Consider the following 20,352-nt stretch of genomic DNA (forward strand, 5'->3'; position numbering starts at 1 on the left):
ATGACTTATCTTACCGGATTGGCGTTAGGTATTTCCGCTGGACGTCAGCTCAGTCAACTTATGCGAGGAGACGGTTTCTCTTTAGTACATGCTTTGCCAGGGAGACGGCGTTACTTACATGACGATTTGCTGCATAATAAAGAGTTAGCAGTAGCGTGGCAGCGTCACTTAGCCAGTGTGAAGGGAATTGAGCGGGTTCAGGTAAGCCCGGAGACAGGCAGTGTTTTAGTAGCATACACATTCTCAGAAGAGTACATTGATCTAGTGATGGAATATCTTGAGCGCTTGCACAAGATGCCGGGTCCCCGGTCAGAGTACGGTAAACTAGGGATTGATATTCAACGTTTTTTCCGGCGAATGAACCGTAATGTATTTAAGAATACCGCTAGTACATTGGATTTGCGCACAGTAATGGCGTTGTTAATGCTGCTGCGGGGAGGCGCTAAGATGTGGAACTTGGGCCAGCGTCCTTCCGGTCCGCAGATGATATGGTGGGCTTACTCTTTACTGAAAGGGCGCAGTTGCTGATGGGATATCGCTATATAACGTTACCTATACATACAGCACTATCTAAACGTCAAAGAACGCTTTTAGAAGTTAACGTTAGACAAAGTCCGGCTGTTGTTAGCGCCTATATCGGCGACAACGGGAATTTGACAGTATACTATGAAGGTCAGTTGGTCTTGCCGGAGTTGATGGCAAAAATACAATTCGCAAGTCGTGCAGAACAACCGGTTGCAGTTTCCCATACACAACACACGGGAGATGACAATTCGTCGTTTGCTGAATATCGGCGGGATGCCATCTTGGCTGGGGTTGGCCTACTGGGACTGCAGCTACTGCGTATGGCAATGCCGGGTGCGTTTACTGCCGTTTATTTAGGTCGTAGCGCTTTTGTCCTCTTTGTAGCCCGGAAATTTATCGCTAGTGGTGTACGAAGTCTGCTAGTTGAGCGCCAGCCTAACGCTGATACGCTCACGACAACTGCGGTAATGGCCTCGATTTTAGGGGGGAAACCTGAATCCAGCCTGACGCTTTTGGCCCTTTCCAATTTTGCCGAGATGCTTACTACGTATACTGCAGAAAGGGCCCGGAAACATATTTCTAACCTATTGCGACTGGATCAGCAGTATGTTTGGAAGGTGGAAGATGACGGTCATGAAGTGCGAGTGGCGGTAGAAAGCCTGAAGCCTGGTGACCGGGTCGGTGTGCACCTAGGCGAAAAAATATGCGTAGATGGGCGGGTATTGTCCGGGGCAGCGGCTGTAGACCAATCATCTATCACTGGAGAATACATACCTGCGGAAAAAAGTGAAGGAGACTATGTGTATGCTGGCACTGTGCTCCAAAATGGTTTCCTTGAGATTGTAGTGGAAAAAATGGGTGATGATACGGCGCTGGCACGTATCGTTCATATGGTGGAAGAAGCACAGGCCCGCCGTGCGCCGGTGCAAAACTTTGCTGACCGTATGGCCAACATGCTGGTTCCGATATCCTTTATTGCCGCTGGCTTGGTCTATGGGGCAACTAAGGATTGGCAGCGCGTATTGAACATGTTGTTTATCGATTTTTCTTGCGGCTTAAAACTTTCTACTGCCACTGCTATCTCGGCTGCTATTGGACGGGCCGCCAGCCGGGGTGTATTGGTTAAAGGCGGCAACTATGTGGAGGCGCTGGCAGGAGTAGATACGGTTGTGATGGACAAGACCGGTACGATTACCGTTGGTAAGCCGCAAATTGTAGCCGTCAAAGCAGCTCCGGGAGTTAAAGAACGGGAGTTGCTTCTGCTGGCCGCTTCAGCGGAATATCATTCAGCTCATCCGCTGGCTTGCGCTATCCTGGACCACGTAGAAGCTCAAGGATGGGCAATTCCGCCCCATAGCAGCACTGAAACTATCATTGCGAGAGGCATTTTGGCCGAGGTACCGGACTTTGAGGATATTCGTGGTGGACGCATCCTGGTCGGCAGTTGGCGGTTCATGGAAGAACATCAGCTTGAATGTCAGGGCCTTAAGGATGATTCAGGAGCAGAGCGCGGCTATAACTTGGTCTATGTGGCGCGTGATGCAGAGTTGTTGGGCCTACTGGTAGTTAGCGATCCCATTCGTCCTAATCTGAAAAAGACCATCAATCAGCTGCGGCGGCAAGGGGTTGACGAGGTTGTTATGATTACCGGTGATACTGAGCCGGTTGCGAAACATGTCGCAGCCGCGTTAGATCTTGACGCTTACTATGCCGAGGTTTTGCCCGAAGATAAAGCAACATTGGTAAACCGGCTTAGACGGCGGTCTCAGGTATTGATGGTCGGCGACGGCATCAACGATGCACCGGCTTTAGCCTTCGCTGATGTAGGGGTGGCTATGGGCGGACGGCGTACAGATATCGCCGTAGAGTCAGCCGCTATCACTATTAACTCAGAAGACCCGCTAGTGTTATCTGAGGTAGTTACACTGGGTAAACAAACCATGAAGATTGTGCAGCAGAACTTTACCGCTACCATCGCAGTCAATACGGCAGCTATGTTGCTCGGAGCGATTGGACGAACCAATCCGATGATTTCGGCTCTTATTCATAATGCTGCGACCATAGGGGTAGTGTTAAATAGTGCACGGATCTTAGTGGCTGCTAAAAAAAAATGGTAGATGCTTTTAAATCAGAGGAAGGAGGTGAAATATATGTTTGCAAGAAGTGATTTTTGGATAGGCCTAGTTGTTGGAACTATTGCTGGGGCATTTGGATATAAGATGATGTCAGAACAGTCGATGCGAGTTATGGCACCAGCCGTACCAATGCCTGCTGCTCAAGGTGTGGGTGAAATCCCGGTAGACGAATTAATGCGCCAAAAAGAACGTTTAGAAGACTTAATTGCAGAGCGGCAACAGGGCGGGATTCAGGCGTAATCTTGACACTCCCTGTAGCTTGGAATTTTTACTTTAAAAAGCACAAAGTCCAACCACTTAATCTAAAGGGGTTGGACTTTACTACACTAACAACCTGAGTAATGCGGCAAAGATATCAAGGATTTGCGATTTTGCAGATATTATAAATAGATAAACTGGTAGCTTTACGCCGCGGCCGTAGGGGAAACTTACATAAGATGGTTGTAGTGCGTTATGACCACAGAAAAAAGGAGGTAGAGCTGGATGGGCATACAAATGACTATAGATAGCCAGCAAATACGTCTGTGCATTGAAGGTGATATTTACCGGGAGCATGCGGAAGTTTTGCAGGCCATTATTGGAGACAGGGTTCGTGATGGCAGCCGTTTAATCTATCTTAATATGGTGGGTGTGTATTATATTGACTGCAAAGGTTTGCAGACTTTGGCTAACTTGCGAACACAACTACTAAATAAAGGTGTATCTTTAGTTTTTGAACATGCTAGAGATTGGCGGGAACGTCTGAAAAAATGTTCCTCTTGTACAAAGAAATTGTCATAATAATAAAATAAGCCTTCCTGGGTTTAGAGCTTGGAAGGCTTGTTTTTTATTTGCTCAAAAAAGAGTAGGAAACTGGAGGCACTTTAGATTCCATAAAGAGGCTATAGACAAGAAGCACAGGGAAGATATAATGATAAACGCTGACAAAATACTTTAGAAAAGTGCTGAGTTGACAAGCTTGGTTATACTGGTTATAATAGAGCAGTACTCAATCAATGGTGAATGTAGTTAATTCCCAGTTGATTTATTGAACTAAATAAGATATAATCAAATTCTGTTGAGAGCACATGGAGAGATGTCCGAGTGGTTGAAGGAGCACGCCTGGAAAGCGTGTGTACTGGAAACGGTACCGAGGGTTCGAATCCCTCTCTCTCCGCCATAAATTTTACTAATCGCAGGCCGGTATACGGCTTTTTGTTTTCTAGGCCGGGCTATAGCAGTGCCGGGTCTTACGCAATGAGAACTCATGAACCGCGTCAGATTCGGAAGGAAGCAGCGCTAAGTGATCATTCTTATGTGCCGTAAGGGTGCCTGGTGTCTGCTATGGTCCGTCGTAGAAAACAAAGCCGTAACTGTACCTATAATTACATAATTACTTATTGAAAGTGGCCAAAATGGGCTGCTTTTTTGCTATATTAATTATTTTCCTGGAAAAGGGAAACATTTTACTAATGTTGAATATAACAGTTTTGAAGGCAAGGAGGTGTGGGTATGGCTTATGTGGCATTATACCGTAAGTGGCGACCGCAAGACTTTGACAATTTAGTCGGCCAGGAGCATATTAGTATTACTCTTAAAAATGCCATCGTTTCTGGCAAGATTGCCCACGCTTATCTATTTGCCGGGCCACGCGGTACAGGGAAAACCAGTACTGCTAAAATTTTGGCTAAGTCGCTCAATTGCCAGCATGGCCCTACAGCTAATCCCTGCAATACCTGCTCTAACTGTGAGAAGATTACTGCTGGCACGTCGATGGATGTGTTTGAGGTTGACGCAGCCTCTAACCGGGGCATTGACGAGATTCGTGACCTGAGGGAAACTGTTAAATTTGCACCGGTAGATGGGCGTTATAAAGTATACATAATCGACGAAGTTCATATGTTAACCACTGAGGCCTTCAATGCGCTGCTAAAAACGTTGGAAGAGCCTCCGGGGCATGTGGTTTTTGTTCTGGCAACCACTGAGCCGCACAAGATTCCGGCTACCATTCACTCCCGCTGCCAACGCTATGACTTCCGGCGGATTGGGGTAAAAGAAATCGAGCAGAGGCTGGCCTCTGTAGCAGAACATAGTGATCTACAGGCTGCGCCAGAAGCACTTAGGCTTATTGCCGTTCAGGCTGACGGGGGTATGCGGGACGCGCTGAGTATCTTGGATCAATGCGCCGCCCTGGATGCAGGTGATGTGATAACCGCCGCCCATGTTAGACAGTTGCTTGGGCTCATAGGTCACGAATGGGTGTGGCAACTGACTGATGCTGTAGCCGGGCGGGATGCTCACAGCGTACTGGTAAAACTTGATGAACTCATCAATTTGGGCAAAGATGTGCGTCAATTGCTAGTGGAATTGGCACTTCATGCCCGCAGTCTGATGCTTTATAAAGCAGCTCCGTCGATCGATAACATTGAGATGTACAGTGATGATCGGTCTGTACTGGCGGCGCAAAGCGCCAAGTTTAGTCACCACGAGCTGGTAGAGATGCTGGAAGTACTGCATGCAGCGGCTAATGAAACCAAGTGGGCAGCTGAACCCCGTATTGCTGTTGAAATGGCCCTTATCACATTATGTCGGCGGGCTGCAGGTACAGATATTGCTGCTCTAATTGAAAGAGTCACAGAGCTGGAAGCTAGGATTGCTAATCATCCGGTGGCAGCAGCAACTAGTGCTGTGAGTTCACGGCCTGTGCCGCAGCCCCATATCCCTCCCCGGCAGCCGCAGCCTCTGTCTGATGTGCCGAGACAGCCGGCCAACCAGGAGCCATCTGTGCCGTCAACTCCTGTGAAAGCCGCTGCTCCGCAGCCGCCTGAACCAGCTGTCAGTAGTGCTGGTAATTTAAACGAGGTATGGGCTGCTGTGCTCAAGGAACTCTTAACCGGCGGTAAACGGTCAGTGCATGCTTGTGTTATGCAGGGACACTTAACCGCACTTACTGACAGTCAGGCGATGGTACGGTTTACTGCGACTTTTCCGAAAGAACGTACAGAAAAGGATGATTACCGGGCGATTGTGGAAAAAACGCTGGCGCAAGTCACCGGGCAGCAAGTTAAGCTTATCTGCTCAATGGGGCAGGATATGCCAGCAGCCAAGCCGGCTGCACCACCGCGGTCAGCGCCGCCCGCGCAACCTGCTGAACAACCTGCCGATCCTGGTTTCAACCACCCTGCTGTCAGGCAGGCTCAAATGATGTTTGGTGGTAAAGTAATTAAGATAGATGAAGAAAATAAAAATTAGGAGGCTGACAATATGTTTGGAAATATGGGAAATATGGCAGGAATGATGAAGAAGGTTCAAAAACTTCAGGGTGACATGGCAAAACTTCAGGAAGAGCTTAAAGCCCGCACGATTGAAGTATCAACTGGAGGCGGAGCGGTGAAGGTTGTAGTCACTGGTGAAAAGAAGCTGCAATCAATTAAAATTGCTCCCTCGGCCGTTGATCCTGAAGATGTAGAAATGCTGGAAGATCTGGTGGCTGCCGCTGTTAATGAAGCAATGACCAAAGTAGATGACATGATGGCCCAGGAAATGGGTAAGCTGACAGGCGGTCTCAATCTTCCGCCAGGAATGTTTTAATCGATGAGCTATATTGCGCCAATTGCTAAGCTAATTGAGCATTTTCGCCGTTTGCCTGGTATTGGCCCCAAGTCAGCAGCCCGCCTCGCTTATCATGTGCTGAAAATGGATAAAGGTCAGGCGACCGCTTTGGCACAGGCTATTGTTGAAGCTAAAGAGCGGGTTAGCTATTGCTCGGTTTGTTTTGATCTGACAGATGCTGATCCTTGTCAAACCTGCCGTTCTGAGGGACGGGACAGGACGGTTGTATGTGTGGTCGAAGACCCCAAAGATGTGACCGCAATGGAACGTACCCGCGAATTTAAAGGCTTGTACCATGTACTGCATGGATCTCTGTCGCCGCTCGAAGGCGTCGGTCCTGACGATATCAAGGTGAAAGAACTCTTAGACCGAGTTGGCAAAGGGGTCCAGGAAGTCATCATGGCAACTAACCCTAATGTCGAAGGCGAGGCTACAGCTATGTATATTGCTAAGCTGCTGAAGCCGCTTGGCGTCAAGGTAACCCGCATTGCTCATGGTCTGCCGGTAGGCGGCGACCTCGAATACGCGGATGAGGTGACGCTGTCCAAGGCGCTCGAAAACCGCCGGGAAATGTAAAGGCGCTGTTTTATCCTGCCTGTTTTTGGGAATACTAAAAACAGGGGGAGATGTGTATGAAAACAGCATTCACCAATATAGTGAATGGTCTTATGGCACAAGATGCACTAGTGACTCATCAGCTGCCGCCTTTGTCAGAGCAGCTTGAACAAGCAAAACAAGAGTGGCATAGCGCTCAAAACTACTATAATAACGTATCAGATGCTGATTTGGTTGACCATGCAGCATATCTTATCCAAGCAGCCGAGAAAAAGTATACATATCTACTAAAACGTGCCCGCAATGAAGGGGTACGTTATGCGCCGTTTAATTGAAAAGCAAGCCCTAAAATACCGGATCTTGGTCCGGTATTTTTTTTCTGTTAGAAAGTATAGCTTTCCGTCTGGATAAGGCAACATCGGCTTCTGCTGTCGCCAAAGGCTCGGCACAAGCCGTGTTTTCTCTATCATTATTTTGGACTGGCCAACATATAGTGTTGTGAGCGATATTGTTGGAGGGATAAATTATGATTGCATGGCGAAGGCTTTTGGGGCTGTGGGATACCGATCAAACTGGAGTTAAGGGTATGGTTTGTTTGGCAGAGGTGGTGGATCAGGCTCGACGGGACTGGTTATATGCCCAGAATTACTATAATACAGTAACTGATCCTGATTTAATTGACTATGCTGTTTTTCTTACTAAAGCCTATGAGCGTAGATATATATATCTACTAAGAAAAGCACGACAAGAGGGTGCTAGATGCCCAAGCGGTATAAATATGGCACAAATAACTGAAGCAGGAACTATACGCAGGGCGTTTTGACGTGGTAAACTTAGGGAGAAGGATACTTTTAATGGAGGCGTAAGAGATGTCGTTTTTACCGGCAGGTTTAGAATTTAACGTTATCATTGCGTACGCGTTTGGGATTATTTTAATCTACCTTATTGGCCGCGTATTTTTAATGCCAATAAAATTAGTATTTAAGCTGATCTATAACGGTTTAGTAGGCGGAGTGATGCTGTGGGCTGTTAATTTTGTTGGTTCGTATATCGGTTTTACTATTGGTATCAACCCAATTACCGCGCTCGTGGCCGGTTTTTTAGGCTTACCGGGAGTTATTTTACTAATTTTGTTTAAAATATTTATTAACTAGCTTGGTAGTATTAGCCATAAAAGACCTGGTAGTGCTGTTATTCGAAAGAACTTGGCACAAGCCAAGCTGTATTTTTATATAATGAATCATAGAGTTTGGATGGACAAGGAGTGCATTGAGCGTTGGACACTGAAAAAGATGCGCAGCTTACTGAACCAATCATTGAAGCATATGTCGGCGAATATGCCAGTGGAAAAAGTGAAAATGCTGTAAATAGGGCTATTTATCTAAAAAAACAAGGACTCCCTGTTACTATTGTAGATTTGGATACGGTTGAGCCTTGCTATACGCTCCGGCCGATCAAGAAGGAACTTGAGGGCATGGGGATTGAGGTAGTAGCATGGGAGACCATGGACACTATGGGCCTGGGCGAAGCAGGCAGTGTCATTAAAGGCTCAATGCGCTGGGTGCTGCGCCGCAAAGGCAATATCATCATGGACGTAGGCTATGGCGTACATGGCGCTAAGATTTTTAACCTTGTGGAAGGCGCATTTGAGAATCCATATCTTAAAATCATTGCTGTACTGAATATGTCACGGCCATTTACCTCAACAGTCGACAATATTTTAGAATATGTTGCGTCATTGGGAAGAGTAGACGCCGTGATTAATAACACACATATGGCCGAGGAAACAACTGTCGATATTGTGCAGCGCGGTGCTGAAGGAATTACTGAGGCAGCCAGACGCATAGGCGTCCCTGTTGTGGCAACAGCAGCGGTTGCTGAAATCGCTGACAAAATTGGGCCGGTTGACTGCATGGGCAATCCGGTTTGGCATTTGGAACGGATTATGCCTCGTACCTTTTGGTAAATTGTTAAGTAACTAATGAAAGAGGAGCTTCCAGACAATTAGGACTGGGAGCTCTTCTTTGTACGGTGCGCCCAGCAATATTAGCACAGATGGGGCTTTTTTCAGGAACACGCCCTGGTGATTGAGAAATAAAAGTTGACAGCAGATATTGTTGACAAGTAAAATAAATACAAGTAAATAATAAATATTGAATAATAGTGGCATAACCGTTGAAAAGCGGTGACGCAAAGCCGTGGGTCTAACGGATTACCTATGACTGCCTGGTTGCTCTTACAAGGTGTTTTTGTGAGTGGCAAACCGGCATTTTTTTATTTTCACAATTTTAGGCGGTAACTTGATTAATATATTGCCTAGCAAATTGGACAACTTTGTAATTAACACAATAATTAATACATCTTTTATATATTAAAGATGAGGTGTGACAAATGAAAGATAGACGGTTTTGGCTGGCGGTAGTTTCGGCGTTTATGGCCGCACAGCATAATACTGGTGAAGCGGCGGCAGCAGCAGTGCCTGATACAAGTCGTGAGCAATCTGTCCGCGCGCATGCTTCTGTGGTAGAGGAACAGATGGTTGTCGCTTTGTTTGACGATTGTAATTATGAGAGGGTTTTAGAAACCGCTAATGCAACATGGCCGCGGTTAGAAGCTATGCCTGACAGAGTGTTATACTGTGTGGCTGAATGCTATATTCGGGGAGGGCAGGTACGGTTAGCTAAAGCTGGTTTTGAGTTGCTCATCGCCAGAAATCCCCAAAATCATAGTTATCGCGCTGGCTTGGCTTATACGTTACTGTATGCCGGTGAGCTGGAGAAGGGTCTAGCTATGTATCACCAAGTACTGCTAGAGAATCAGGGAATGCTTACAGGTGCAGCGGAAGACGCCGTGGCGCTCTTATCGCAAGGCAATATTGGCGGCGGGAAAGCGTTGTTTCAAAAGGCCATAGCTATTAGTCCTAATAAACAACACTATCTTCAATGGTACGAGAGAACTTTGCGTATGTATAGGCTGGCAGACGATACCCCTATGATGCCGCGGAAAGAACAGAACACTGCTGTACAGCCTGCCGTTTCTACTAAAAGTGAGCAGAAGATATTGCATACTCAGGCTGTGGAGATGGCGCAGAATGGCCGGTATCAACAGTCGCTAGATATCATGAATCGTCTTTTTAAGGCAGATACTCAAGATAAATCGGTTGTTTCTGATTATATAACTATTCTGCAATGGGCAGGCCAGAATGAGCAGGCTGTTAATTTATATGAACAGCAAGCTGGTACAACTATGCCCTTTTCTGTGGTAAGAAGTGTTAGTACAGCTTATTATCGGTTGAAAGAGTATGAAAAAGCTCTGGCTGTGTTGCAACCGGCAATTACCCGTGGTGAGCGGGACGCACTTTTGTGGGCTGGGGAGATGCACTTGCTCCGCGGTAATAATGCAGGGGCTCAAGTCTATTATGAGCGATTATTAGCCAAGAACCCTAATGATTATGAGGTATATTTCAGCCGTGGTATGCTGAGTCTGCAGATAAAAGATTACCGGCAAGCTGCTTGGGATTTGGAACGGGCGCGGAGACTGGTGCCTGACAGTCCGGACAAGGCCACTCGTTTGGTCAAGGTGGAACAAAATTTGGCCATTGCTTATATGCATTTAGGCCAGGACCAAAAGGCTGCTTCGATATTAGTGAATTATACGAAAAACTTGCCTGTCGAAGGTTCAATTGCAGGCGACTATATAGTAGCGCTCGGTAATAGCTCTCAGCATGAGTTGGCAGTACAAGAAGGAGAAAGATTGTGGCCTACGTATACGGAAGCACCTGAACTTGGACTTTGGTCGCTGGCCGAAAGCTATATTCGACTTGGAAAGCAGGAACAGGCCATTGCAGTATATCGGCACATTGCTGAACGGCAGCCTAGTGACGATGCCAGATGGCGGACATTGGCTTTCCAACTAATGTTGAATGGGCGTACAGCAGAAGGCCTTAGCTATTATGATAAATTACTAATCAGAGCGGCATCTAATGCGGACAGTGCGGTAACTGATGCAGTGACTCTTCTTAATACCGAGAAGTATATTGCGGGAAAAACACTGTTTGAATTAGTTATATGTAAGTATCCAAACCAGGCCTACCGTAAGCAGTATGCCGAAGTATTAGTAAAGAAAAATCTCAACCGTGCGGCCTATAAGCAATACCAATTGTTGTCTGTCAAGCCGGAAGGAGAATTAGCCGGGTTATCAGGTATGGCACGTACAGCCATTGCTTTGGGTGATCATCCGAAGTCCCGTCAGGTACTGGATACAATTACGAGTAAATATGGCCGGAGTAAGGCTGTTGCGGCTCTTGAACCAAGCCATGAAGAACAGAAAGCGGGCAATGTAAAAACAAGCTATGCTGCTCACAATGGCTATCAAGGAGCAGAACCGAGGGTGTTAAGTGCACCGGAAACCCAGGGAAACCAGGCAAATGATATAAGTGAATTTAATAATCCGGGTGAGCTGGGTAACCATGCTGGTACTGCAGCAAAAGGAACCACAGAAAAAATCAAAGATGAATTCGCTTATGAAATGGCACAAATTGCAACGAAATTTTTATCTGCTCCAGTCATAAATGCCGAAAATTTTAAAGTTGAGTTTGCCTATGCAATGTCTAATATTACAGCAAAAGTAATGCCGATTATACCTAGCGAACATAGAAACGAATTTACCTACGAAATGGCGCAGATTACATCAGCCATAATCAATGATCAAAACTTAGATATAAAAAAAGCCAAAGCTCAATTTGCTCAACTTACAACAAAAGTCATAAATCATATAGATAAAATCGTCGCCGGTGAAAAAACAACAACTCTTATTGATTCAGAAACATATACAGGCCTTATCGATGAATTGATGGAGGTTGGTAATAGCAGCAAGCACATAGACAGCAAGATAAATATTGATGGTGAAATTCGTTATCATTACGCGGTAAATAGTGGTTCCGAAAAATGGAATAAAGACTCATCAGGAATACGTGCCTATCTTGGTGCCGACAGTAGGATCAATAAGGATTGGCATGTGTATAGTGTGCTGGAAGGTCAAAAAAATATAATCAATTATAATAATAAATTCGAGCTTTCCCGCCTATATGTAGTAGGCAAAGTAGGTGCATCCACGGTGAAAGCAGGTTCATTTGGCTACCTTATGGCAGAAGGAAATATTTATGATAGCCGTTTTGATGGCATTAGGGTTGATTTTGGAGATCCGGTAAGATACACGATCAGTTATGGGGAAACCAATGACACAAAAGCAACCTACATAGCAACGGCGCGGTATAATGATTTTGATTACAATCTGGAAGCCGGACTGTATCACTATCAGATAGATAATGGTACTCACGATCGAAACACAATCTGGAATATTGGTGGAAACTACAATTACAGTAATTTTAGTATAGGAGCTATGTATCTGGGCTCTAGCCGGAAAGATAGCAAAGGGGACAGCAATGGCTATGTGTTTAGTCTTAAGTACGGCGATCTGCGCGAATATAGGCCGGGCACCTATAATCTGTTTGCAAAATATTACAATCAAGCAAGAGGTACTTATATTGCCCATGGAATGAATGGCAAAGGCAGCTCAATGCAAGGAATGAAAGGCTATGGTTTAGGAATAAACTATACTTTTGCAAAAGACTTTGTAATGGGTATAGAATATTACGATCTAACAGACAAAATTTCAGGGGGAAAAGGTAAAACTCTGTGGAGCCAGATGACGCATTATTTTTAATCTTCCTAAGTAGGTGAATGGGAATGCAGCTAGAAACATTTGACAGAATACGGACAAAAAAAGATTTCCTGGCAGTAGTAGGTCTTGGCTATGTAGGTTTGCCTATCGCCGTTGCATTTGCTGAGAAAATCAAAACGCTGGGGTTTGATATCAATCAAGAAAAAATCAATATTTATAAAAAGGGAATTGATCCTACTCATGAAATTGGTGATGAGAAAATCCAAAACACAACATTGGAATTTACTACAGATCCAGCAAGATTACAAGAAGCTAAAGTGATTATAGTTGCTGTTCCGACGCCTATCAATGGTGATAAAACACCGAATTTGGCACCTGTTGTTGAAGCTAGCAAAATAATAGGGCAAAATCTATCAAAAGGCAGTATTGTTGTTTTTGAATCCACAGTGTATCCGGGTGTGACAGAAGATATTTGTATACCTATTTTAGAAAAAGAATCCAGCCTGCTTTGCGGCAAAGACTTCAAAGTCGGTTATTCCCCAGAAAGAATTAATCCCGGCGATAAAGTGCATAGATTGGATAATATTAAAAAAATTGTTTCCGGCATGGACGAAGAAACAGTGGAAAATATTGCGGCTGTTTATGAGCTAATTATTCATGCCGGTGTATATAAAGCACCCAGTATTAAAGTAGCGGAAGCTGCAAAGTTGTCTGAAAATGCCCAAAGGGATATTAATATTGCTTTTATGAATGAATTGGCCATGATTTTTGATCGAATGGGAATTAATACAAAAGAAGTTATTGATGCTATGAATACCAAGTGGAATGCTTTGGGATTTTATCCAGGCTTAGTAGGCGGGCATTGTATTGGTATTGATCCATATTATTTTATGTATCAGGCCGAGGTGCTGGGGTATCACTCGCAAATAATTGCCGCTGGTAGAAAAGTCAATGACAGCATGGCAACTTTTATTGCTGATAATGTAATAAAAAAAATGATTCAGTCAGGTAACGATGTTAAGAAATCCAGCATTTATATTATGGGAATAACTTTCAAGGAAGATTGTCCCGATATGCGCAACTCAAAGGCTGTGGATGTTTGTAAACAACTAGCTGTCTATGGAATCAAAGTAAGAGTGGTTGATCCGGTCGTTGATAAAGTAGAATTCAAAAGAGAACTGGATAGTGAGCTTGTAGAAATAAAAGATGTTTGCAATGCCGATTGTCTAGTATTTTTAGTAGGGCATCAGCAGTTTAAGGATTTAGGGGCAGCAGATATCGAAAGGATGTTCAAACAGAAAAAGAATCAATCTAAACATGTGATTATTGATATCAAAAATATAATTGAACCAAAAACAATAGATGAAAAGGTTTATTCTTACTGGAGCCTTTAGTTATAGGAGGTGATATACGTGAAAAGCCGGACGATTGCATTAGCACTAGTTCTTATAATAGGAATTTCTTTGACTGTGGTATTTTTCTACAATGATTTTTTTAAGACTCAACCAGTAAGGGAGTATCGGACTAATATAACCATGGAAAATCCCTATAATGCGGATGAGGAAGTTGCGCAAGCCTTAGCGCAGCTGAAAAAAAGTCAAGAAAAAGCCACTATCGTTAAAGGCGATAAGAGTGGTTTCCGTCATATTGCATTGACTTTTGACGGACTAACAGATCGTACTACCATACAACAGATACTGGGCTTATTGAAAAAGTACAATGTCAAGGCGACATTTTTCGCAGATGGACTGCAGGCTATCGAGGATCCAGAAACGTTGACAGATATTAAAAACGCAGGGCAGAGAATTGAAAATTATACACTGTTAGGCATGGATAAGATGGAAGCTGTACCTGTGGAAAGATTAGTTAATGATTTTTGTCGTGCCAAAAAAATCATTAAAGTGAACACAGATCAAGGACCAAATCTGCTAAAATGTAATGATACCAAATATACGGATCAAGTGCTTCAAGTCGCCAAGGCCTGCGGTTTTAGCAGTGTTGTACAAAGTGATATTTTTTTAAATGTTAAACAAATAAACGCCCTAAATGGAGCGGACGCCTTTGTTGCAACTATTAGACCGGGAAGTATTGTGTCTGCCAAATTAAAAGCCAATATTGAACCGATTGCAACTGAACAGGGAAAAACAGATCTGAAACCGGCAATAGATAAACAACCGGGTTTAAAAGAAATGCCGCAACAGGCAGGCTTGGGAGAAAAAGAGATTGTCGAGGCTGTAGAAAAACTGTTAATTGCGCTTCAGAAGGCCAAATATAGTACAGCATATGTGGAAGATTTCGCGAAAAATAATAGTAAAACAGCCTTGGGGCCAGACGATGGCAACAATGTTGCTATTTTGGCAAAAACAGCTTCTTTCCTACAAGAACAAATCATGGCTTTATTTAGCTATCAGACAGCCTATGCGGCTGAAAACGTACAACAGCCTGTAGCTGATGAAATCAAGATGATTTTCACCACAGAGCAGGCACTTTCCTACACATTTGGCGGATTGACTAAAGAATTAGTAGTAGATGATGTACTCGAAAGATTGAATAACATTGGCATTAAAGCAACCTTCTTTGTGGCGGAAATAGAAATGAAAAAGTATCCTCAAACATTGCGAAAAATCATTGCAAATGGGCATGAAATCGGTATTGCCATAAGACCGAAGGCTGGGGAGAGCTTTGATGAAACCCGCAAGAGCATTATACGTTCATCTCGCATACTGAAAGAGCAGTTTGGAGTGTCTACAAATTTGGTAAAGCAACTAACAGGTGCTGTATCAGATACAACAAAAGAAGCTGTTGGAAGTCTAGAGTGTAAACTGATTGGTCAATCTATTAATATTGTACAGACCAAACACAAAGAGTATACCTCTGCAGATAAGATTATGGCAGAAATTTTTCGCAAAAGCATGGTTTCATTAGCCCGTGGGCAAATCATTTATTTTAAAATGGATTTTTATACAGATGACCAGATTATCGGCGGTTTGATGGAATCAATCAAACAAAGCAAAATAGATAATATTGCCTATGCGACATTCTATGATAATCCCATTAATAATCGGGCCAATAATTCGCAGTTTACGATTAAGCCGGTTGGTGAACTTCTTAATAATACGAAGTTTATTTATCAATATCCGGTAGACCTGCAAAAGGTTCCGCCCCATGTAAGAACTGATGGGCCGGAAATAGCTATTGATAGTCACAATTTCTTATCAGAAACCGCTAAACGCTATATTGGGCACAAAAATGTTAACATAGAAGACCGGATGATCGGATTTTCAAAAATGGATGAACGGCGTCTTGATAAAAGCGGCTACGTACATACCAAAGATAATGTTATCTTTTTTACCTTCGATGATTGGGGGTCAGATGCAGCAATTAATAAATTGCTGTATATTCTGCGCAAGCATAATGTACCGGGGACATTCTTTATCCTCACGAACAATGTATTGAATAACCCAAATCTGCTCCGGACCATTGCCCAGGAAGGGCATGAAATCGCCAGTCATTCGGATAAGCATAAACCGATGGCTGTGCTTGATCCGAAAACAAACCATTATGTCAAAACGCAAGACAAAGAAGAATATCTCAAAGACCTGGCCACATCTTATCAAAAATTACGAGATGTTATAGGAGATGTAACTTTTAATGGCCAACCGGTTTTGACCAGATTTTTCCGCCCGCCCACGCTGGCAGTCAGCAAGATGGGTGCTGAAACGTTGTTTGAAACCGGTTACGAATATATTATTTCCGGTTCGACCAGCACAAATGATTATCAAGCCAAAAATGTTACTGAAATTGTAGAAGCGCTCAAAGGCGGTGTTTACACAAACGACGGTGAAGTGCAAAAAGGTGCCATCCTGGTTATGCATATGACAGATGGATCTGTATACACTCCAATAGCGTTGGATATTTTGCTGACGGCAAATACAGCCAAGGCGGATTCTGATCCATCGAAGTTTAAAGTTGGCAGGTTATCTGACTATTTAATAGAGGGGTATTCTCAAATAAATCGAAAAAAAACACTGAGAACATTACATAGCTCAGTTAACATTGGGAAGTAAAAATACAGAAGCAAAAACATTAAATTGCAGGGAAGTGGGCTGTGGATATATTATTTCAGCAAGTTAAAAAAGAGAAAGAAGATATCTTGCTTGCTGCTAAACCTGACCGTAGGCTGCTTTCGAAAGTACCTGACAAAGAAGGTATGCGTACCAATGTAGACAGGCGCCGGGTTAAAGGTAGTAATGAGGAAGCCAACGACCTTACCAAGCGGATAGAATCTGAAAACATGGGCAAACGGTATTTTATTGATTATGAGGTTTCAATCCAGTATGTTTTGGCGGGGAAAATGGTGAAATGTTCCGGAAAAGGTGTGGATATCTCGACAACAGGAATGTTAATAGAAGTTTCCCACGAAATTGCTCAGGATTTGAGCCAAGCAAAGCGAATTCGCTTGAAGTTCAACATTACACCCGGTTCCATGCCTGAAGGATATGAGATGAAAGTCGACATTGCAGCTAAATTTATGCGGCTTGATAAAACTGCAGAGGGAAAAATCCGGTGTGGAGTAGCATTTTTAGAATCACTCGCGCAGTTTGCAACCAAGAAAAAAAACTGGTATATGTTGTCGGTAGCTTCATTGTTCCTATTCATTACTAGTGCCTGTATTATACTGATGAGGGCAGAAAGTGTACTATATTTTAAATTCAATAAAATATTGTATATGTATAGCATTATCGCTGCTACCTTTTTACTGAGCCGGTATTTGTTCGCTGTTTTTTATCGGCCTGTACCTATTGACAACGACTTTATACCAGGTGTTAGTATTATTATTCCTTGTTTTAATGAAGAAGAATGGATACAAAGAACGATTATAAGCTGCATCAATCAGGACTATCCAATTGATAAGCTGGAGGTTATTGTAATAGATGATTGTTCTAATGACCGCTCTATTGAAAAAATTAAAGAAATAGTAGAAGAATTGAAGATCAAAGAAAAACGTTATGAGGTAGAAACAAGGCTCCAATATTTCCGTCAGGAGCAAAACGCAGGCAAGCGGGAAGCGATGGCTAAAGGAACACTAATGGCGCAACATGAATTGGTAGTTTTTGTCGACTCAGATAGTTTTTTAGATCCCTTTGCTATTAGAAATATTGTTCAACCTTTCAAAGACACCAAAATGGGAGGTGTGTCCGGTAGAACTGATGTTGCGAACACGTATACCAATGCACTTACGAAAATGCAGGCTGTCCGATATTATATTGCCTTTCGGATCATGAAAGCAGCAGAGAGTTATTTTGATGCCGTTACCTGCTTGTCAGGGCCGCTTGCTTGTTATAGGAAAGACTTAGTTGTCAAATATATGGATGCGTGGCTGAATCAAAAGTTCTTAGGAGAGAAAGCCACGTTTGGCGATGACCGGAGTATGACGAATTTCATCTTAAGAAATAACCGTACCGTGTACCAAGATACGGCAATATGTACTACTATTGTGCCGAACAAATATAGAGTTTTTTTGAAACAGCAAATGCGCTGGAAGCGGTCGTGGCTGAGAGAATCACTCATTGCAGCCATGTTTATGTGGAAAAAAGAACCTTTTATGTCATTGTCTTTTTATATGGGTATGATAGTACCGATTCTGGCACCGATCATCGTCATTTATAATCTTGTTTACATTCCGTTGATGCACAGAGTATTTCCGCTTACTTTTATCATTGGTATTTTTTTGATGGCCTTGCTTATGAGTATGGCCCAATTATTTCTTAGAAAAAGCTCAACATGGATTTACGGGTTTTGGTTCTGTGTATATTATGAAGCCATACTTTTATGGCAAATGCCCATTGCTTGGGTTACCTTTTGGAAAACTACTTGGGGAACACGGATGACTCCGGCGGATCTTGCGGAAGCGTCTAAAAAGAATCGCAAAATTCAATTGGGGGTATAGCTGATGATACAACCAACTGAAAAACTCATTGCCCGCAAAAACAGAAAAAGCTCCATATATGCGAGATTTACCGACCGCAAAGACAGAAACAAAGCGATAGGTGTAGTGTTACAACTGATGATCATCCTTATAATAATTGCTGTAGCTATAGCCACCTTGGCTACCTTTAAAACATATAAACCTTATACAGAACAGAATACAAGAATTTCAGGAGATAAAGGATTTGTTGCACTTGCCTACTTTGGTGTAGAGAGAATTGGTAATCAAAATGTAATTGGTGTGGGGAGATTACATGAACATTTGCAAGCGCTAAAAGATCTGGGCTATGTAACTGTCACCCAGCAAGATATTTTAAACTACTACCAAGCGGGCCAAGACCTGCCAGAAAAATCATTGTTTTTGATCTTTGAAGACGGCAGAAGAGATACTGCTGTTTTTTCGCAAAAAATATTGGAAGACTTGAATTTTAAAGCAACAATGTTGACCTATCCCGAAAAGTTTGAAAAAAAAGACCCTAAATTCTTAATGCCCGAAGAACTACAAGAACTTGAAAAAACGACTTTTTGGGAAATGGGTACCAATGGATACAGGCTCGCATTTATTAATGTATATGACCGATACGATAATTATTTGGGAGAATTAGATCCACTGGAACATGCCAGAGTTGCGCCTTACTTAGGCCGAAAATACAATCACTATTTAATGGATTATATACGTGATGAATACGGTGTTCCCAAAGAGAGCCATACCAAGATGAAAGAGCGTATCTCACACGATTATGAAGCCGTTAGAGATATTTATACCCAATCCATTGGCTACCTACCTGCAATGTATATACTCATGCACTCCAATACAGGCAAGTTCGGCAATAATGATAAAGTAAGTGCTGTGAACGAATATTGGAGTAAAGCATTGTTTAAAATGAACTTTAACAGGGAAGGGTTTTCTTTCAATCAGAGAAACAGCAGTATCTATGATTTAACGCGGATGCAGCCCCAGGCCTATTGGTATACCAATCACTTGTTGATGCGGATTAAATACGACAATAATCAAGACTTGGGATTTGTCAAAGGCAATTTGAACAAACAAAAGGCATGGGAAACCCTTAAAGGGGCATTGGAAATTCAAGAAGAGACCATAATTTTGACCTCTTTGCCAAAAGACAAAGGTCTACTGCGCTTAAAGAACAGTAATGATTTTGAAGATATAAAACTTTCCGTAAGACTAAAGGGCAATAGACTTGGTTTGCAGAGAATGTACCTTCGGGCAGATGAAGCCTTAAACAGATTCTTATCTGTACATATTCTCAATAATGTTCTATATGTTACGGAAAAAATTAGCGGTGTCGAAAAGGAATTATTTAAGTTAAACTTAGATCAACATGATGGTAAAGAAAGTTTATCCATCCCTGAGGATAAAAAAGCTGCTGAAATGCGCGCGCTAGAAACTTTTCTACAATATGCCGACTCGGTCGAGAAAGCGAAGATTTACGCCAAACAACTACAAAATAAAGAACAGGAAGTAGTTCCTACAGTGGCAGAGGGGGCAGCAGGATATATACCTGAACTCAGCGTTAATGCGCAAGGTGACCGTGTGGTATCATTATCTCTTAAAGGAGATAAGATGAGTGTTATAGTAGATGGCAAAGAGGCCGTAGCGGATCTGCAAGTAACTGATACGAAAGCGGGAGCTGTTTTCCTTGAAACTTCATGGGGTGGTTATGGTTGGAGTCAAAGAAATTTGGCAGATGATGTATATGACGGCGTATTTGAAAAACTAATCATTACTGAAAACACCGGAGAAGAAAAGGAAAGAATTTTATTTGATAGTAGGTTGGAAGGTATTGATGCCGCCAAACTTAAAGTGAAACAGCTATGGGAAGCCATTATTAGTTTTTTTGTCGCAAACTTGTAA

Annotated in this window: 16 protein-coding genes, 1 tRNA gene and 1 riboswitch; all 17 genes read left to right on the forward strand. The window is 43.0% G+C overall.

Annotated elements, in window-relative coordinates; translation table 11 throughout:
• The 17 genes from B9A22_RS13535 to B9A22_RS13625 all read left to right on the forward strand — a co-directional run bounded on the left by B9A22_RS13535 (position 1) and on the right by B9A22_RS13625 (position 20,352).
• Positions 1-528, forward strand: a complete 528-nt coding sequence (locus tag B9A22_RS13535; protein ID WP_084576271.1) for an HMA2 domain-containing protein — start codon at positions 1-3, stop codon at positions 526-528.
• Positions 528-2,642, forward strand: coding sequence for a heavy metal translocating P-type ATPase (locus tag B9A22_RS13540; RefSeq protein WP_084576272.1), 2,115 nt, complete (start codon positions 528-530; stop codon positions 2,640-2,642). The genes B9A22_RS13535 and B9A22_RS13540 overlap by 1 nt, the downstream gene beginning before the upstream one ends.
• Before the next feature lie 33 nt (positions 2,643-2,675).
• Positions 2,676-2,900, forward strand: a complete 225-nt coding sequence (locus B9A22_RS13545) for a 50S ribosomal protein L9 (RefSeq protein WP_084576273.1) — start codon at positions 2,676-2,678, stop codon at positions 2,898-2,900.
• 243 nt (positions 2,901-3,143) lie between these two features.
• Positions 3,144-3,440, forward strand: coding sequence for an STAS domain-containing protein (locus B9A22_RS13550; RefSeq protein WP_084576274.1), 297 nt, complete (start codon positions 3,144-3,146; stop codon positions 3,438-3,440).
• A 289-nt stretch (positions 3,441-3,729) separates the two neighbouring features.
• Positions 3,730-3,819, forward strand: a tRNA-Ser gene (locus B9A22_RS13555).
• 332 nt (positions 3,820-4,151) lie between these two features.
• The gene (gene dnaX / locus B9A22_RS13565; protein ID WP_084576275.1) at positions 4,152-5,891 is read left to right on the forward strand and encodes a DNA polymerase III subunit gamma/tau; all 1,740 of its coding nucleotides are present in this window, start codon (positions 4,152-4,154) and stop codon (positions 5,889-5,891) included.
• A gap of 12 nt (positions 5,892-5,903) precedes the next feature.
• Positions 5,904-6,230 (forward strand): YbaB/EbfC family nucleoid-associated protein, encoded by a 327-nt coding sequence (locus B9A22_RS13570; RefSeq protein WP_084576276.1) that lies wholly within the window; start codon positions 5,904-5,906, stop codon positions 6,228-6,230.
• 3 nt (positions 6,231-6,233) lie between these two features.
• The gene (recR, locus tag B9A22_RS13575; protein ID WP_084576277.1) at positions 6,234-6,827 is read left to right on the forward strand and encodes a recombination mediator RecR; all 594 of its coding nucleotides are present in this window, start codon (positions 6,234-6,236) and stop codon (positions 6,825-6,827) included.
• 56 nt (positions 6,828-6,883) lie between these two features.
• Positions 6,884-7,141 carry a YaaL family protein gene (locus B9A22_RS13580; RefSeq protein ID WP_084576278.1) on the forward strand — a complete coding sequence of 86 codons (258 nt, stop codon included), beginning with the start codon at positions 6,884-6,886 and terminating at the stop codon, positions 7,139-7,141.
• Between the two features lie 191 nt (positions 7,142-7,332).
• Positions 7,333-7,629 carry a DUF2508 family protein gene (locus tag B9A22_RS13585; protein WP_084576279.1) on the forward strand — a complete coding sequence of 99 codons (297 nt, stop codon included), beginning with the start codon at positions 7,333-7,335 and terminating at the stop codon, positions 7,627-7,629.
• A 46-nt stretch (positions 7,630-7,675) separates the two neighbouring features.
• A complete protein-coding gene (locus B9A22_RS13590) occupies positions 7,676-7,960 on the forward strand; it encodes a pro-sigmaK processing inhibitor BofA family protein (protein WP_084576280.1) in 285 nt (94 codons plus the stop codon).
• A gap of 122 nt (positions 7,961-8,082) precedes the next feature.
• Positions 8,083-8,772, forward strand: coding sequence for a hypothetical protein (locus tag B9A22_RS13595; RefSeq protein ID WP_084576281.1), 690 nt, complete (start codon positions 8,083-8,085; stop codon positions 8,770-8,772).
• A gap of 189 nt (positions 8,773-8,961) precedes the next feature.
• Positions 8,962-9,044: riboswitch (cyclic di-GMP riboswitch) on the forward strand.
• A gap of 153 nt (positions 9,045-9,197) precedes the next feature.
• Positions 9,198-12,530: a tetratricopeptide repeat protein gene (locus tag B9A22_RS13605; RefSeq protein WP_084576283.1), complete on the forward strand. Its 3,333-nt coding sequence runs from the start codon at positions 9,198-9,200 to the stop codon at positions 12,528-12,530.
• A gap of 17 nt (positions 12,531-12,547) precedes the next feature.
• A complete protein-coding gene (locus B9A22_RS13610; protein WP_245823988.1) occupies positions 12,548-13,882 on the forward strand; it encodes a nucleotide sugar dehydrogenase in 1,335 nt (444 codons plus the stop codon).
• An 18-nt stretch (positions 13,883-13,900) separates the two neighbouring features.
• Complete coding sequence (locus B9A22_RS13615) at positions 13,901-16,555, forward strand: polysaccharide deacetylase family protein (protein WP_084576285.1); 2,655 nt, start codon at positions 13,901-13,903, stop codon at positions 16,553-16,555.
• A gap of 41 nt (positions 16,556-16,596) precedes the next feature.
• The gene (locus tag B9A22_RS13620) at positions 16,597-18,438 is read left to right on the forward strand and encodes a glycosyltransferase family 2 protein (RefSeq protein WP_084576286.1); all 1,842 of its coding nucleotides are present in this window, start codon (positions 16,597-16,599) and stop codon (positions 18,436-18,438) included.
• Between the two features lie 3 nt (positions 18,439-18,441).
• On the forward strand, positions 18,442-20,352 hold the full coding sequence (locus B9A22_RS13625) for a polysaccharide deacetylase family protein (RefSeq protein WP_084576287.1): 1,911 nt from the start codon (positions 18,442-18,444) through the stop codon (positions 20,350-20,352).

This window comes from Sporomusa malonica (assembly GCF_900176355.1).
In the GTDB taxonomy this organism is placed as follows: domain Bacteria; phylum Bacillota; class Negativicutes; order Sporomusales; family Sporomusaceae; genus Sporomusa; species Sporomusa malonica.